The sequence below is a fragment of the Aliivibrio sp. S4MY1 genome, from assembly GCF_028765545.1.
GTDB lineage: Bacteria > Pseudomonadota > Gammaproteobacteria > Enterobacterales > Vibrionaceae > Aliivibrio.
Map to the genome: position 1 here is coordinate 12,284 of NZ_JARACP010000013.1, position 14,826 is coordinate 27,109.

Annotated in this window: 14 protein-coding genes and 1 pseudogene; 10 read left to right on the forward strand and 5 right to left on the reverse strand. The window is 37.0% G+C overall.

Annotated features, from left to right (window positions below; translation table 11 throughout):
- The first annotated feature begins 64 nt into the window (after positions 1-64).
- A complete protein-coding gene (locus tag PVK71_RS14810) occupies positions 65-1,057 on the forward strand; it encodes an MBL fold metallo-hydrolase (protein ID WP_274419701.1) in 993 nt (330 codons plus the stop codon).
- Between the two features lie 66 nt (positions 1,058-1,123).
- On the opposite strand, the gene PVK71_RS14815 is transcribed toward PVK71_RS14810, so the two are convergent.
- Positions 1,124-3,046, reverse strand: coding sequence for a hypothetical protein (locus PVK71_RS14815; RefSeq protein WP_274419700.1), 1,923 nt, complete (start codon positions 3,044-3,046; stop codon positions 1,124-1,126).
- A 205-nt stretch (positions 3,047-3,251) separates the two neighbouring features.
- Between PVK71_RS14815 and PVK71_RS14820 the strand changes: the two are divergent.
- Positions 3,252-3,374 (forward strand): annotated as a pseudogene (locus PVK71_RS14820) (acyl-CoA thioesterase); the annotation flags it as partial.
- A 108-nt stretch (positions 3,375-3,482) separates the two neighbouring features.
- Here the strand turns inward: PVK71_RS14820 and PVK71_RS14825 are convergent.
- Positions 3,483-3,935, reverse strand: coding sequence for a DUF417 family protein (locus PVK71_RS14825; protein ID WP_274419699.1), 453 nt, complete (start codon positions 3,933-3,935; stop codon positions 3,483-3,485).
- A 125-nt stretch (positions 3,936-4,060) separates the two neighbouring features.
- On the opposite strand from PVK71_RS14825, the gene PVK71_RS14830 reads away from it, so the two are divergent.
- The 6 genes from PVK71_RS14830 to PVK71_RS14855 all read left to right on the forward strand — a co-directional run bounded on the left by PVK71_RS14830 (position 4,061) and on the right by PVK71_RS14855 (position 8,519).
- On the forward strand, positions 4,061-4,621 hold the full coding sequence (locus tag PVK71_RS14830) for a TetR/AcrR family transcriptional regulator (RefSeq protein ID WP_274419698.1): 561 nt from the start codon (positions 4,061-4,063) through the stop codon (positions 4,619-4,621).
- A 33-nt stretch (positions 4,622-4,654) separates the two neighbouring features.
- On the forward strand, positions 4,655-5,035 hold the full coding sequence (locus PVK71_RS14835; protein WP_274419697.1) for a VOC family protein: 381 nt from the start codon (positions 4,655-4,657) through the stop codon (positions 5,033-5,035).
- Positions 5,036-5,226: 191 nt separating this feature from the next.
- Complete coding sequence (locus PVK71_RS14840; protein WP_274419696.1) at positions 5,227-5,802, forward strand: glutaredoxin family protein; 576 nt, start codon at positions 5,227-5,229, stop codon at positions 5,800-5,802.
- Between the two features lies 1 nt (position 5,803).
- Positions 5,804-6,490, forward strand: a complete 687-nt coding sequence (locus tag PVK71_RS14845) for a TVP38/TMEM64 family protein (protein WP_274419695.1) — start codon at positions 5,804-5,806, stop codon at positions 6,488-6,490.
- Positions 6,491-6,637: 147 nt separating this feature from the next.
- The gene (locus tag PVK71_RS14850; RefSeq protein ID WP_274419694.1) at positions 6,638-8,074 is read left to right on the forward strand and encodes an amidohydrolase; all 1,437 of its coding nucleotides are present in this window, start codon (positions 6,638-6,640) and stop codon (positions 8,072-8,074) included.
- Positions 8,075-8,213: 139 nt separating this feature from the next.
- Complete coding sequence (locus PVK71_RS14855; protein WP_130047386.1) at positions 8,214-8,519, forward strand: SPOR domain-containing protein; 306 nt, start codon at positions 8,214-8,216, stop codon at positions 8,517-8,519.
- Positions 8,520-8,576: 57 nt separating this feature from the next.
- Here PVK71_RS14855 and PVK71_RS14860 read toward each other — a convergent pair whose 3' ends face one another.
- Positions 8,577-9,920, reverse strand: coding sequence for an MATE family efflux transporter (locus PVK71_RS14860; RefSeq protein WP_274419693.1), 1,344 nt, complete (start codon positions 9,918-9,920; stop codon positions 8,577-8,579).
- 495 nt (positions 9,921-10,415) lie between these two features.
- Here PVK71_RS14860 and PVK71_RS14865 point away from each other — a divergent pair, with 495 nt between their 5' ends.
- Both PVK71_RS14865 and efpL read left to right on the forward strand, forming a co-directional pair.
- Positions 10,416-11,297, forward strand: a complete 882-nt coding sequence (locus tag PVK71_RS14865) for a sulfite exporter TauE/SafE family protein (RefSeq protein WP_274419692.1) — start codon at positions 10,416-10,418, stop codon at positions 11,295-11,297.
- An 85-nt stretch (positions 11,298-11,382) separates the two neighbouring features.
- Complete coding sequence (efpL, locus tag PVK71_RS14870) at positions 11,383-11,949, forward strand: elongation factor P-like protein EfpL (RefSeq protein WP_155649736.1); 567 nt, start codon at positions 11,383-11,385, stop codon at positions 11,947-11,949.
- A gap of 97 nt (positions 11,950-12,046) precedes the next feature.
- On the opposite strand, the gene PVK71_RS14875 is transcribed toward efpL, so the two are convergent.
- Together PVK71_RS14875 and rsmF are read right to left on the reverse strand one after the other, a co-directional pair.
- Entirely contained in the window at positions 12,047-13,225 is a 1,179-nt protein-coding gene (locus tag PVK71_RS14875) for a threonine/serine exporter family protein (RefSeq protein ID WP_274419691.1), read from the reverse strand.
- An 87-nt stretch (positions 13,226-13,312) separates the two neighbouring features.
- The gene (rsmF, locus tag PVK71_RS14880) at positions 13,313-14,734 is read right to left on the reverse strand and encodes a 16S rRNA (cytosine(1407)-C(5))-methyltransferase RsmF (protein ID WP_274419690.1); all 1,422 of its coding nucleotides are present in this window, start codon (positions 14,732-14,734) and stop codon (positions 13,313-13,315) included.
- Between the last annotated feature and the right edge of the window lie 92 nt (positions 14,735-14,826).

Below are 14,826 nucleotides of genomic sequence, written 5' to 3' on the forward strand. Positions count from 1 at the left end.
ATTCATTTATCTCATTGTATTATCTGACTGAGCACAAGGGTGTGCGACTTTATTAAGGTTAGCTATGTTTAAAAATAAATTAGCAGTGTTATTTACGTGTTTGTCTGTGTTTTCTTTTTCGGCTCAATCAGCGGTTTTTGATACCGTTACGTTAGGGAGTAAAGGGGGGATTCAAGATGGCAATTTAACGGCTTTTTTAATTAAAAGTGAGGTGGATTCTAATTTTGTTATGCTTGATGCAGGCTCTGTTGTTAATGGGTTAATTGTGTCAGAGCAGAAAGGAGCATTTAAAGATATTACTGTGCCAGATGACTCACCCTATACCAAAGTAGGTTACCTATTAAAGGATAAGATTAAGGGTTACTTTATTAGTCATGCGCATTTAGATCATGTTGCCGGTCTAATTATCTCTTCTCCTGATGACAGTAAAAAACCGATATATGGATTAGAGGCGACAAATAAAGATCTCATGAAGAATTACTTTAATTGGTCAGCATGGCCTAATTTTGGTAACAAAGGTGAAGGCTTTAAGCTGAACAAATACAACTATGTGGATCTTCAACCGGGTGTTTGGAGTCCGATAGCTGAAACAACAATGAGTGTGATGTCATTGCCTTTGTCTCATTCTGGTGGGCAATCTACGGTCTTTATTCTAAAAGATAGTGAAGGGGATGTATTTGCTTATTTTGGTGATACAGGGCCTGATGAAGTAGAGAAAAGTTCGGCAATGAAAACGGCGTGGTCTGCTTTAGCTCCTTTTGTAAAACAAGAGAAGTTAAAGGGGATTATTATTGAAGTTTCTTTTACCAACGAAACTCCTGATAAATCTTTGTTTGGACATTTAACGCCAAACTGGTTAGTTAAAGAATTAAGTGTGCTTGAAGGAATTAATGGTAAAGGCTCTTTAAAAGATCTAAACGTAGTCATAAGTCACATCAAATACAGCTTAAAGAATAGTGAAGATCCTAAAGTGATTATCAAAAAGCAGTTAGCAGAAGCAAATAATCTAGGTGTAAACTTTATTTTTCCTGAGCAAGGTGATTCATTGCAGTTTTAAAAAAGTCATTGTAAAAATGGATATGGTCAATACAAAGACCATATCCACGCATTTGTTTTTTATCTCTTAAATCGTCGTCTCTATCTTTTTAAGCACGGCGATCTCATTGGGTACATCAATGTTATAAATATGTCCTTGGTCAGTATAAATAGTAAACCCTGTTTTATGTGGGAATACTTTATCAACTTTTCCAGGTAATTTTATATTTGTTAAACCAGCACCAAGCTCTTTAAATCCCCATGAGTTAAGGATAAAGTGAGGAGAGGATTCTCGCTTTGCTTTTTCTGTTAATAAATAAGCGCCTTCATTTGATGTGAAAGAGGTAACATTATCTGGAGATGCTTTTATAAATGCATCAGAGAACCCTACATGACTCGGTCTATTTTGGTCATAATAATAATATTTAATATATTCACCAAATTGTATCTCGGCTGCAATATCCCATATTCCTTGCCATGAAGTAATATCACCATCTTGTCGTATGGTTGAATACCCGCTTGTGTTTGTTTTTATATCTACGATATTGGTTAATTCATTTGCATGGTTAACTTTATCTGAGTAAATATTACCTCCACTGAAGATAGTTCCCCATGTAATAACATCACCATCAAGAGTTAAGGCCGCAAAAGAACCAGACGCGCCAACGATTTTTTTAACATTGGTCAGTTCAGTATCTAATTTATGCTCAGAGTGTTTTTTTTCTGGTGAATAATACGCAGGAATAGACACTTGCTCATAACCTCGGCCACATATCGGATCATAAGCTGGTTCATAGTCAGGATCATATATATCGCTTGAGTCATAGTCTGGTTCATTATTTTTTACAGGTACGCATTTCTTACTGGCTTTAAAGTAAGTTTGCTCAAAACTATAATAATCATAGATGAATTCACCACCTTGAGTTCTGCTTCCCCAAGCACCAACGGTTCCATCTAGTCTAAGAAAAGCAAAAGCACTATCATTTGCAATAATATTCGCTACATTTTGGCTAACTAATTCGCCTTGTGCTTTTGCTAGTTTTCCCCATCGATATAGATTACCTTGTTCAGTTAAAAGCGCGTAGTTACCTTTATAATCGTATTTTAGCTCTACAAGATTCTTTATATCGCCTTGTATATCACTGCATGATATTTTTCCGCTATCTTCAATTAAGCAAGCTTTGTCTTCTTCTGTTTGAATAATAGTACTGCTTTCACTCGTTAACATATCAATACCATTATCGATAGTTAACTTTTTAGTTGTGCCTTTAGTATTACCAATAATATAAACATTACCTGTATTTGTTAATATTGAAAAATAGTTAGTTGCTGCAGTGACTTGTTTAACGCCTTCAGCGTTGATTGCATCAATTAAATCAACATTATCTTTTATTTTTGGACCCCAAAGGTAGAAGTCACCATTATTTTTTATACCAGAGAAGGCATTAGCATGTGCATAGATGGCGATAAACTGATGATTATCCATTGATGGGATTTTTTCAAAACGTCTTTCTGCTTGATAAGCGTATTTTCCATCAAGAATATGGTTCCATTCTATAACTTGACCAGTATTAAGCAGAGTCACTTTACTATAACTATTTTCTACTTGTTGAATAGGAAATGCCTTAGTAAATGTTTTAATGAATGGCTCGGTTACTTGTTCTTTATAATTAAGTTGAGCTGATACAACAATAGGCGAAAGGTGTTCATTTTCTTTCAACTGATATTCACAATCATTTGAAACAGTAATGTTATCTATCATCCAATTGCAAGATATGGTTTCTGAACCATCTGTAATATTATCTGTAGAAAATACGACTTTTAAATGGTCTTGGTTAGAGTAATCATTTATTTTGTCTGGATAAATAATTGACTTTAAACTGATGCCATCAAGATTTACTGTTTTTTCTGGCGTTGTTACATGATTAACTACGGTTTTATTGTCGGAGGAGCTGTCACCACCACACCCAAATAAAGATAAAGCAAGCAAAGCAGTTAAGGTATATTTCATAATATGTAATTCTATTTTAATTTATATAAGTATATGTTCATATTGTGAACAAGCAGCGTTATTATCGACATGCTACATTAAGGCTATTATTTATAAGTGCCTTTTGGTGAATAGTATTTTATAAGCGAGGTAAATGCTAGGTATAAATTACTTCACTTGGTGAATGTAAAAGTAATTGAAAAATGATAATACAAAGTATTGATAGATTTGGGTTAAACCAATTAAAGAGGACGAAGTAAGTCACCGTTTCCAAGTGTGTGAAGCAACCTTTAATTACGTAGCAATTGATTCAAACGGAAAACCACGCGCAATTCCAAAGCACTCTTAATGGGTATTGGTCTTAAGTAGAGCTTACACATGCAGTGGTGATCTCTATTTAATATCAAAAAAAATAACAGCCTGCTCAATGAGGATTGAGCAGGCTGTTTTTTATTAATTATGCGTGTTTTTTATTATGCTCAATCACTAGTAATGATATAGAGATAAACACAATGTCTTTAAGTAAAAAGAAGTTGGTTGTTAATACGCCATCAACGACTTTCCATGTATTCGGTGTAGTTGCTAAGAAGCTAAGTGTCGCAATAAATGTAAGTAAGGCAAGGATCCCTGAATAGTAACCAATTTTAGGATTAAAAAAGCCTGCGATAAGTCCTATTGCAATTACAATTTCAGTCAATCCAATGATATTCGATACCATTTGTACTGACATAAATCCGTATATCCAGCCCATTAAAGGGTGATTTGCAACTAACGGCTCTATAGCTGCCGCTTCTGTTGGGGTAAATTTAAAAATACCTATCCAAAGTAGGGTAAGTACGACACCAAAGACCCCAATTTTATAACCTAACGAGGTTTCTGCTGAGATGGCTTTATAATTTTGAGTATTCATTTTTATCTCCTGATTAATAAACTAAACTGTTTAGTTTAATTTAGCGTTTATTTTGATACTGTCAATCAGTTTTTGAACTAAACAGTTTATTTTGCTAAAATCACAGCATTAATGGAGAGTGATGTATGAAAGAAGAAAAAAGAATAAACGCACTTAAAAAGACGATAGAACTGTGCGCATTACATGGTTTTCATGGTACGAGTATGGATAAAATTACCGCAGCGACGGGGTTATCTAAAGCGACCATATATAAGTATTTTCAATCTAAAGAGAATTTAATTGCCAACGCATTAGAGTTGTTTAGCCAACAATCTCTTTCTCATGTTCAAGCTTTGTTTGAAAATACAGAACTAACATTAGAAGAAAAAATTGCGTTTCGTTTTGAAGGTCTTGCTGGCTGTATTGATATCGAATCATTTAATGGTTGTTATTTTCAATTGGCATACAGTGAATACAGCAGTGAAGATAAAGGTATTACTGAGGTAAGCGCACAATACAAACAACGCACACAAGAGCTATTAATCGAGTTATTTAAAAGACACTATATTAAAGATGCAGAATTGAAGGCCAAAAAAGCAGGGTTAGTTTATAACGGATTATTGGCATCGTTACAGTTAACAAAAGATGCAGAGCTTATTGAATTAGCTCACCAAATGTTTTTAGGGATCATCTTTAAATCTGAATAATGTTTTACGTTTTTGTTTCATAGGGAATGAATAATGAAAGTTGCACGTTTAGATCATCTTGTTTTAACGGTTAACAACATTGAAGTGACGAGTCAGTTTTATTCAAACGTACTCGGAATGGATATTGTTACCTTTGGTGAGGGCAGGGTTGCTCTTACTTTTGGTGAGCAAAAGATAAACCTTCATCAATTAGGAAATGAGTTTGAACCCAAAGCCGTAGAGGTTCAAAGCGGCAGTGCGGATCTGTGTTTTATTACTCATACACCCATCGATGAAGTTCAAAGTCATATTGAGTCACAAGGCGTGGCTATTATTGATGGCCCAATTCAACGAACAGGTGCGATGGGCAAGATAATCTCAGTCTATTTGCGAGATCCTGACGGTAATTTAATTGAACTCTCTAATTATTTGTAACTCTTAAATTAGCAAGAAGCATTACAACACCTCAAAACTATTTTTCTTAGCATATACTTATATCGTGTAACACTAATCAATCGTAGTAAATAACGGATCATAAAGGTTGACTTAAATTGAAATTCGACTAAATTAAACTAAACGGTTCAGTTTAATTTTGATAAATCAGTTTGCTGATAGGGGAAGTCGCAATGAAACCAATAAAAATCACATTATATCGTTGGGCTGGCAGTTGGGGGCCATTTAAAGTTAACATTCCATGTGGAGAATGCACCTTAACGAAAGACATTCTGGAAGATACATTTAACACCGAGCTTGATGGTATTCCTATTGAGCTTGAAGTGAAAGATTGGCTGTCTTACTGGTGGGAGCCTTTAAAGCTCAAAGCTTGGCACGCACCGATTATCATTGTTGAAGATAAAGTGATAAGCCAAGGTGAAGCGCTAAATCGTGGTGTTTTGGTTCAAGCTGTTATTGCTCAAGTTGCTAAGCGTGATGATATCAAAGGCAATGTAGTGTTTGGTAAAGCAACATGTCCTTATTGTATTAAAGCGAAAGCTGCATTGGATGAGGCAGGTGTTGAATATACCTATCACGATGTGGTGAAAGACAGTGCGGCTCTATATCGAATGATCCCAGAAGTTAAAGCCATTATTGGTGAGAAAACGCCTGTGACAGTGCCTCAAATTTGGTTGGATGGTAAATACGTTGGTGGTTTTGATGATTTATCAAAACAGATGAACACTGATGTGAATGCGGGGCATTAATATGAATAAAAAACTGATTTTATTACTTATTCTTCTTGCGTCATTTGCTGCTGTCTATGCTAATTTCGGGCATTTATTAACACTTGAGCAGGTGAAAGCATTTCATCAAAACGTGCAAAATGACATACAAGCCAATTTGTTTGTATACAGTGTCGTTTACTTTATCTCTTACGTTGTTATTACGGCTCTGTCTATTCCTGGTGCAGCAGTTGTTACTTTGCTTGGCGCTGCATTGTTTGGTTTTTGGTGGAGTTTATTACTGGTGTCGTTTGCTAGCACTATTGGGGCAACCATTGCGTTTTTAAGCAGTCGTTATTTATTAAGAGAGTGGGTAGACAGTAAGTTTAAAGATAAGTTGGTAGCGATTAATGAAGGTGTGGAAAAAGACGGAGCGTTTTATTTACTGACGTTGCGATTAATCCCTGTGTTTCCGTTTTTCTTAATTAACTTACTTATGGGATTAACCAAAATATCAGTAGGTCGTTTCTATCTGTTTAGTCAGCTGGGTATGTTACCGGGGACAATGGTGTACTTAAATGCGGGTACACAACTCTCAGAAATAACTTCGTTGTCTGGGTTAATTTCACCACAAATTTTAGGCTCACTCGCTTTACTTGGTTTGTTCCCAATTATCATTAAATTTATTATGGGACAGATCCAAAAGCGTCGCTCTCAAGTAAAAGAGTAGTCGATAGAGAGACCTATCCCACAATCTTATCTTTTGGTGGGCAGAATCATCTCGTAATCGTTATATTTATCAATTAAATTAATTAAGAAGAAGTATTTTCCCCAATGCTTCTTTTTTTATTTTCGGGGGCATGATTAAGGTTTAGGAATGAAGCTTAAAAGCTTGGTATTGAGTATTAGCGCTGTCTTGCTATCTGGTTGTGGAACAATGGCAAAACAACAAGAATATAATGCAGATTTGATCATTAATAACGGACAAGTGTTAACCGTAAACGCCGATATGCAAGTGATTAATGATGGTGTCGTGGTGGTTAAAAACGATAAAATTATTGCTGTTGGTGACGAAAAACTACTAGAGCAATATTATGCACCAAAAAATATTGATGCTAATGACGGTATTGTAATGCCGGGAATGATTAATGCTCACAACCATCTTCCGATGATCGCATTTCGTGGTTTAGGTGAAGAGGGTATTTCTAATCGATTATTTGCTTACTTCTTCCCATTAGAGGCGCAGAAGTTAAGTCGTGAGCTGATTTATAACGCAACCAAACTTGGTGCTATCGATTTGGCACAGAGTGGCGTTACCACTTATGCCGATATGTATTATCACATGGATGAAATGGCCAAAGCGACCAAAGAGGTTGGGTTAAGAGCCGTATTGGGTGAAACTGTCATTAAGTTCCCTGTGGTGGACGCAAAACAACCGTACGGTGGTATTCAATATGCACAGTCATTTATTGAAGAATATCAAAATGATCCATTAATCACGCCAGCTTATGCACCTCATGCCGTGTACACGGTAAGTAAAGAAAAGCTTCAAGAGATCAATCAACTTTCTGAAGATTATGATGTGCCTGTTTTAATTCATGTGGCTGAATTTCCAAATGAAGAGACAAGAATTAAAGATCCAACCAAAGCGGAATCTCCAGTTGAATATCTAGAAGAAATTGGTGTTCTGGACGAGCGAATGGTGATTGCTCATGGCATTCATTTATCTCAACATGATCAAGCGTTATTAAAACAAGCGGATGCGGGAGTGGTTTATAACCCAATGGCGAATGCGAAAGGGGCAACAGGCATTGCTCCTGCTTGGGATATGTTTCGTGCGGATATGCGAGTTGGTTTAGGAACGGATGGACCAATGAGTTCAAACCAAGTGGATTTATGGCGCACCTTAAGTTATGCCGCAAATATGCAGCGTTTAAAACACTCAGATAGAACCATTATGATCCCAGAACAAGTGATCGAGATGGCAACTATTGGTGGTGCAAAAGCCTTGCACATGGAAGATGAAATTGGCTCTTTAGAAGTTGGGAAGAAAGCGGATATCATTATTGTTGAAACTCAATCAGCGAATATGATGCCAAGTTATGATCCTTACGCTACGCTGGTTTATCAAGCTAACCCAAGTAACGTAGAAACAACGATTGTAAATGGCAAAGTAATCATGGAACAGCGTCAGATGCAGACCGTTCAACTGGATGATATTCGACAAAGTGTTGAAGCGTTTGAATCAGATATTGCTGGTTTTGCCAAAGAACTGTCTAAAAAAGCGATAAAATCAAAAAGTTTGATGGATTAGTTTTATATAAAAATCTTAATTTTTAGATGCTTAGTTAGGCTCTAAAATATTATTATTTTATGAATAGAATAAGATGATTATTTCCCTTATTATTCAACTTTAAATCGGTTATCGGATAAATAGGGTGTTTAAGTATTTATTGTTAGTAGGTGTACTTTTTAGTAGTACTTCTTTTAGTGATGAATTGTTTGAAAAAGAAGCTGAGATATATCGAGTTCAGGCTTATGCTTTTTCATCCATGCCAGAGCTAAATTATAAAGTGTGCAGTAGTAATATATTGACGCTATATAAAATAGAAGATACGTATTATTTAGTGACTGATTTTACTACCTATGAAAATGCAAAAGACATAGTAAGTTCTTTAAGAGTAGAGTGCGGATTTAAATCATGGATCCGACCTCAAGCGATGGATTTGTCATTTACTCAGGATAACCGAGCTTACTAATAAAATGGGCAAAGGTATTTATTTACTTTTGCCCATTTTTATTTGTTACGATTGGTATTAGATAAGATTGAACTTGGTCCAGACTTTAGATCGCCAGCGGCGAGCCATAATGATCCCACGGACCCATTCATCTGCTGCAAATGCTAGCCAGGCACCAAGTACACCGAATCCAAAATGAACACCAAGCAGATAAGTGAGGCTAACGGCCACTCCCCACATGCTCAATATTCCCATTTGAACTGGGAACTTAATATCTCCAGCACCTTTAAGAGCGGATATAAAGACAAGGTTAAATACCCGTCCCGCCTCCACTAAAATAGAGCCTGCGATTAATCCTGCGGTTAAGGTTATAACCTCTGGATCCTGTGTGAATAGGCTAAGTAATTCATAGCGAAAGAAAAAGACGATACAAGTAAGGGTAACAGACACGGCAAGAGAGACCAAAAAATAGAGTTGTACGCGAGTAAGAATTTGTTCAATCCATTTTTTTCCTACGTAGTAGCTCGTTTGTATTTGGCTTGCTTGACCAACAGCTAATGCAAAAGCAAAAGAGACGCGAGCAATATTTTGGGCGTAAGTAAAAGCGGTTAACGAAGCGGTACCCATTCTTACTACTAAGTAAACAATGACCATTTGTGACAAGTTATATGAGAGCATCTCACCTGCGTTCATTACTCCAATGTGCATTATTTTTTTATAAGTCGTTTGCGGTATCTTCTTAAAATTCAGCATTGGTAATGCGATGTGTTTTCTATGGATCATTATCCATAAAATAATCGTATTAATGACTTGGCTAAATGCAGTCGCAACGGCTACACCTTGCACACCATAAACAGGTAATCCAAAAGGTTGATATAACGCACAATAGTTACCGACAATATTAAGTCCACCAGTGAGAAGGTTCACTATCATTGGAGTACGAGAGTATCCATTACTACGTAATATGGTAGAAAATACGATACCAAGGGTTACCGTTAAAGTGAAAGAGCCAGTAATGATTAAATAATCGTGTGCAAAAGTTGCAACGTCACTTTCTAGTCCATACATGATGACAATAGGATTTGCGGCAAAAAAGGCAAATAAACTGAGGCCAAGTCCTAATATTCCACCAAGCACAACACTGGCTACTGCAATATCGGTTGATTGTTGAGTTCGTCCAGAACCATTGTATTGACCAATAAGAATGCCAGTACCAGTACTCACCATCATCGAAATGATCATTAAAAAGAAAATGATTTGAGAGATAACCCCAATAGCAGATACTGCCAAATCAGAATAGCCACTTAGCATGAATACATCACTGGTACTAATGGCTGTACGAAGTAAAATTTCGACTAGGATCGGCCACGCTAATGTAGTGATCTGCATTCGGCGTTCAATCGGGTTGCTTTTATCAAGCATAGTTTGTCCTTAAAAAAGGGAAGAGAGGATGTTCTTCACCATACTGCTGGGAAGGAAGTTTAGATTTAAAGGTGCCTACTTTGAATAATTTCATTCTCCCAATCTGGGAGCTAGAACTCGTTTTTGGATAGTATACTAATTTAAGTAATTATCGATAAAAATAGTTGATAGAATTAGTATCAATTATAAAAATATTTGTTTTTAATATCACTGCTTTTTATTTATCAAATTAACTAACAAAAAAACATCGTTTTGCAAACAAATCAATCAAGTTACTTTAAAAGTAACAGTAAAAAAACATAAGTATGTAATATTTAAAGATGATATTTATGTTTGTAAATTAAATAAATCCACTTTATAACAATTAAATGTAAAAGAAATGAAGTTATTGTTATCTATTAAATCGACGGCAACTTTAGTGCATAAGGGGGATCTGGTTTTTCTCACTAATCTGAATTACTATCCCCGACATTATTTCAGCTATGTGATGTATCAATGACTGTTTTATTATTTTTACAAATAGGCCTTATTATTGGAGGCCTAACATTCCTTTTTATGCTGGTTTTATTATGGCTTAAGAAAAAGGATTCAGAAAAAGACACTAATATATGGGCTGTTGGTCTAATTGGTGGTTTCGCAAACTTTTGTGACACTCTTGGTGTGGGAAGTTTTGCTATTAAAACGGCTGGTTATAAGCAGTTTAATTTAATTGATGACAAAGTATTACCTGGCACCTTGAATGCTCAAGCAACCATGGCAACGGTTTTTCAATCTTTGATTTTTCTGACAGCGATTAATGTCGATCTAACGACGTTAGTGAGCTTGATCATTGCCGCTTGTGTTGGAGCAACAGTAGGAGCTCGATTGGTATCTGGTTTTGACCGTCAATTGATCCGTTTGATTATGGCAGGGGCTTTGTTGGTTGTTGCGTTATTAATGTTTGCTGGGCGTCTAGATTTATTCCCATTAGGTGGTGAAGCGTTGGGATTAAGTGGCGAAAAATTGGTTATCGGGATAATTGGTAACTTTATTTTTGGTGCATTAATGACTGTAGGGATTGGATTATATGCGCCGTGTATGACGATGATTTACTTGCTAGGTATGAATCCATTAGCGGCATTTCCTATTATGATGTGTTCATGTGCATTTTTATGTTTCTTCTCTGCTGGTGGCTTTATCAAACAGAAAGCGGTGAACTCAAGAGCATCTCTGGTGGTGGCGATTACAGGACCGATTGGCGTGTTAATTGCGGCGTTTATTGTTAAGTCTCTTGATGTGGATATGCTTGCTTGGTTAGTGGCATTTGTGGTTCTTTATACTGCAGTTATGATGTTACGTTCATGGCAGCAAGGTCGAGTGACAAATAAAGCGCTATAAAATGCGAGTTTCTGTCACATAGTTATTGGAGATATAAAAAGTTCGTGGTATTTTCCACTTACCAATTATTTATGGATTTTTTATCATGCCAAAGGCAAGTGACATCAAAAAAGGTTCAGCAATTGAACACAACGGTAAAGTATTTTTCGTTAAAGAAATCAGCAAGCTAACTCCAAGTGGCCGTGCAGGTGCAACATTATTCCGTATGCGTATGTACGATGTAGCAACTGGCTCAAAAGCAGACGAAAGCTTCAAAGCTGATGACATGATCAATTTAGCTGACTTTAGTCGTCGCAGCGCAACGTTCTCTTATGTTGATGGTAATGAGTATGTATTCATGGATTCTGAAGACTACACTCCATATAACTTTAACAAAGAAGCGATTGAAGAAGAGTTACTTTTCATCACTGAAGAAACTCAAGGTCTTCAAATTCTTATCGTTGATGGCGCACCAGTTGCGATTGAATTACCGTCTGCTGTTGATCTAGAAATCGTAGAAACAGCACCGTCAATTAAAGGCGCTTCTGCAAGTGCTCGTACAAAACCTGCAACAATGTCAACAGGTTTAACTGTACAAGTTCCTGAGTACATCGCTAACGGCGAGAAAGTGAAAATCAACACGACTGAACATAAGTTCATGAGCCGTGCTTAATTGTTTTAAATAGTATTATTTAATACTGTTAAAAACATAAAGAAAAGGCCAGTTATTATTTAATAGCTGGCTTTTTTTATGTTTTTTATTTGGCGTATTACAAGTCTCGTTCGATTTTTGGAGAGTAAATTGAATAAGCGGTAATTTGTCCTGCAACAATAGCAGAGAACATAAATAGAGCAGATAATCCAATGCTAGGAATTGGAAGTATGGATTGCTCAAACACACTTTGACTTGCACTCACTAAGACACGACTTCCCGGAACAAGAATAATGATCCCTTGTACTATGAATATAATCCCAGTTAGGTTTAACTGTCTAGCAATCCAAGTTCCATAAAGGGTGATTAATACGGTTGTAACCCATGTACCGACAACCCAACCACCATCAAATCCGAGATAAAATGGTCCCCACATACCTAATACCGCTACAGGCAAGCTATAAACGGTATCAATAGGGCGGGCTTTAAACATTACGCCTAATGAGAATGAAATAATCGGTAAACCTAGTATTTGTAGCCATATTGGAAATTCATTTTGATAATCAATGGATTCGGCTGTGCCAAAAATAGCTTCGCCAATGTGTAAACCAATAATGATCCCAATAAGAAGTTTTATTAAAGTGAGAAAGCACTGGCCAAGTAAGCTGGTACCAGAGACGAGATCATTAAAAGCCAAACACTCTAGAGCGTTTGAGATGGAGAGTCCGGGAACAAAAAGAACCACGGCGGCGATACAAAGTCCAAGAATAGGAATTGGGACACCAAGGCTAGCAATAAACGCAACGCTAAAGGCAACAATTAAGGCACCAAAAAACTCAACAGCAATACTACGGCGTTTACTACAAAAAACTTGAGACAACCAAACTAAAAATCCAAGTAAAAAGCTCACACATAAAGCTTCGTATGTTGATCCAACTAACATAAGAAAGGCAGGGGGAATACACATGTTTGCTAAACAAACCGCCCAGGAAGGATAAGAGATCCCTTCGGCTGGAGCGAGTGGGACAGGGGTTAATGGTTGTTGTAATTGAATAATAGTATTTGCGAGTAAACCCAAATCAATACTTGCGGGTTTATGACGTTTCATGATGACGGCGTTATTATCATCAGGAAATTGATAGTTAATGGAAGTTGGTGTTGCTTGGATCATACAATTAACGCCATATTTATTGGCGTAAAAGGTAGTGTAACGTTCTACTTTATAAGGAGCACAACCGCAACGGTGCAGTGTATCTCCAATCTCTACAATTCGATTGATACGATATTGTGAAGGCATATCCTTATTCCTACAGCTTGATGTATGGTACCAATCTAAGTGTGTGTACGATTTACTTAGATTGGCACTAATTTAAAAACGTATTATTTAAAATAAGTTTCCATCACGAACAAGTTCACGAGGTAATCCATTTTTAATTCGGTTACCCACCCATTTCCCTAAGCCAATAACTGCGCCTTTATAAGTAACAATTGTCTCACCTTTTCCTGAAAAATCAGGACGTACATCTCGTCCCATATACCACTCACGTGCTTGTTCTGTGTTCAGTTCTGCACAAGTAGGGTTATCAGCTGTCGCCAATGCCATGATAGCTTCATGTTGCCAGCGATATCCTTTTTTATGAGTTTCAGCAAGTTTGAATCCAATTCGATGATAGCGCATTTCGCCAATTAATGGCTTCATGCGTTTAGGAAAAGCCCAGACTTCTTTATCTCGGATCCAAAACTCATTATCTTCAGGAATTTCTAATTGTAATGTCGATTTTAATTCTGCTTCAATAGCCTGTGCTTCTTTATTTGAAGCCGGTGCGAAAGGAAATTTTCCTAAGCGTTTTTTCACTTCAGGGGGCGTAGTTGAGCTATTTTTACGGATCTTAGCAACAAAGAAGCCTTCACTATCAAAAATTTGTGGGTAGATATGTAAGAAACCTTCTTTGGTTAATGCTTTTTCTGCATTCTCAAAAAGATCGCCTAACGGTTCAAACGTGACCGCGTCACCAAATTGTTCTACTAAGTGATGGCAGATATTCTGGTTTTCTTGGTGATTCAATGTACAAGTTGAGTAGACCATGACACCACCTGGTTTAAGGGCATGAAAGGCACTTTCAATTAGGTCACGTTGAGTATCACCAATTTCGATAACTGATTCAGGGCTCCAGTTATGCATCGCATCAGGATCTTTACGAATCGTTCCTTCACCTGAACATGGAGCATCTAAGAGAATAGAATCAAAAGTTTCTGGCAACCAACCACCAAAAACACGACCATCAAAGTGGGTAAGTGCCACATTACTTACACCGCAGCGTTGGATATTAGAGCACAGCACTTTCACGCGACTTGAAGAAAACTCATTAGCGACTAATGCACCTTGATTTTTCATGCCTGCGGCCAGCTGTGTTGTTTTAGAGCCCGGTGCAGAAGCCATATCTAAAGCCATTTCAATACTGTCATTGTCTTTTAATAATGCTGTTACAGGCATCATTGAGCTAGCTTCTTGAATATAAAATAACCCTGACATGTGTTCGGCAGTGCTGCCTAATTTTACCGTGTCGGTTTCTGGTCTTGTTATCCAAAACCCAGTATCACACCAAGGTACTGGTTCTAGTAACCACAGCTTTTCATCTGCACGTTGTTTGAATTCTTCTACACTGTTTTTTAATGTATTAACGCGAATACTACGGCGTAAAGGGCGTTTACAGGCAGCAACAAAATCTTCCATTGAAAGATGGGAAGGCATGGTTTCTTGCACTTGTGCTAGGAAGGCTTCAGGTAGAAAAATATTATCGTGCACGGATGAATCTCATAGGATGATGTTATGGCAGGGAGTGTAAACGCAATTAGTGCTGTTGTCTAAATGGAATCTGTAGTTATAGGGCAAATTAA

Coding starts and splice junctions, on each gene's coding strand:
- PVK71_RS14810 (WP_274419701.1), top strand. CDS start 65: ATGTTTAAAAATAAATTAGCAGTGTTATTTACGTGTTTGTCTGTGTTT.
- PVK71_RS14815 (WP_274419700.1), bottom strand. CDS start 3,046: ATGAAATATACCTTAACTGCTTTGCTTGCTTTATCTTTATTTGGGTGT.
- PVK71_RS14825 (WP_274419699.1), bottom strand. CDS start 3,935: ATGAATACTCAAAATTATAAAGCCATCTCAGCAGAAACCTCGTTAGGT.
- PVK71_RS14830 (WP_274419698.1), top strand. CDS start 4,061: ATGAAAGAAGAAAAAAGAATAAACGCACTTAAAAAGACGATAGAACTG.
- PVK71_RS14835 (WP_274419697.1), top strand. CDS start 4,655: ATGAAAGTTGCACGTTTAGATCATCTTGTTTTAACGGTTAACAACATT.
- PVK71_RS14840 (WP_274419696.1), top strand. CDS start 5,227: ATGAAACCAATAAAAATCACATTATATCGTTGGGCTGGCAGTTGGGGG.
- PVK71_RS14845 (WP_274419695.1), top strand. CDS start 5,804: ATGAATAAAAAACTGATTTTATTACTTATTCTTCTTGCGTCATTTGCT.
- PVK71_RS14850 (WP_274419694.1), top strand. CDS start 6,638: ATGAAGCTTAAAAGCTTGGTATTGAGTATTAGCGCTGTCTTGCTATCT.
- PVK71_RS14860 (WP_274419693.1), bottom strand. CDS start 9,920: ATGCTTGATAAAAGCAACCCGATTGAACGCCGAATGCAGATCACTACA.
- PVK71_RS14865 (WP_274419692.1), top strand. CDS start 10,416: ATGACTGTTTTATTATTTTTACAAATAGGCCTTATTATTGGAGGCCTA.
- efpL (WP_155649736.1), top strand. CDS start 11,383: ATGCCAAAGGCAAGTGACATCAAAAAAGGTTCAGCAATTGAACACAAC.
- PVK71_RS14875 (WP_274419691.1), bottom strand. CDS start 13,225: ATGCCTTCACAATATCGTATCAATCGAATTGTAGAGATTGGAGATACA.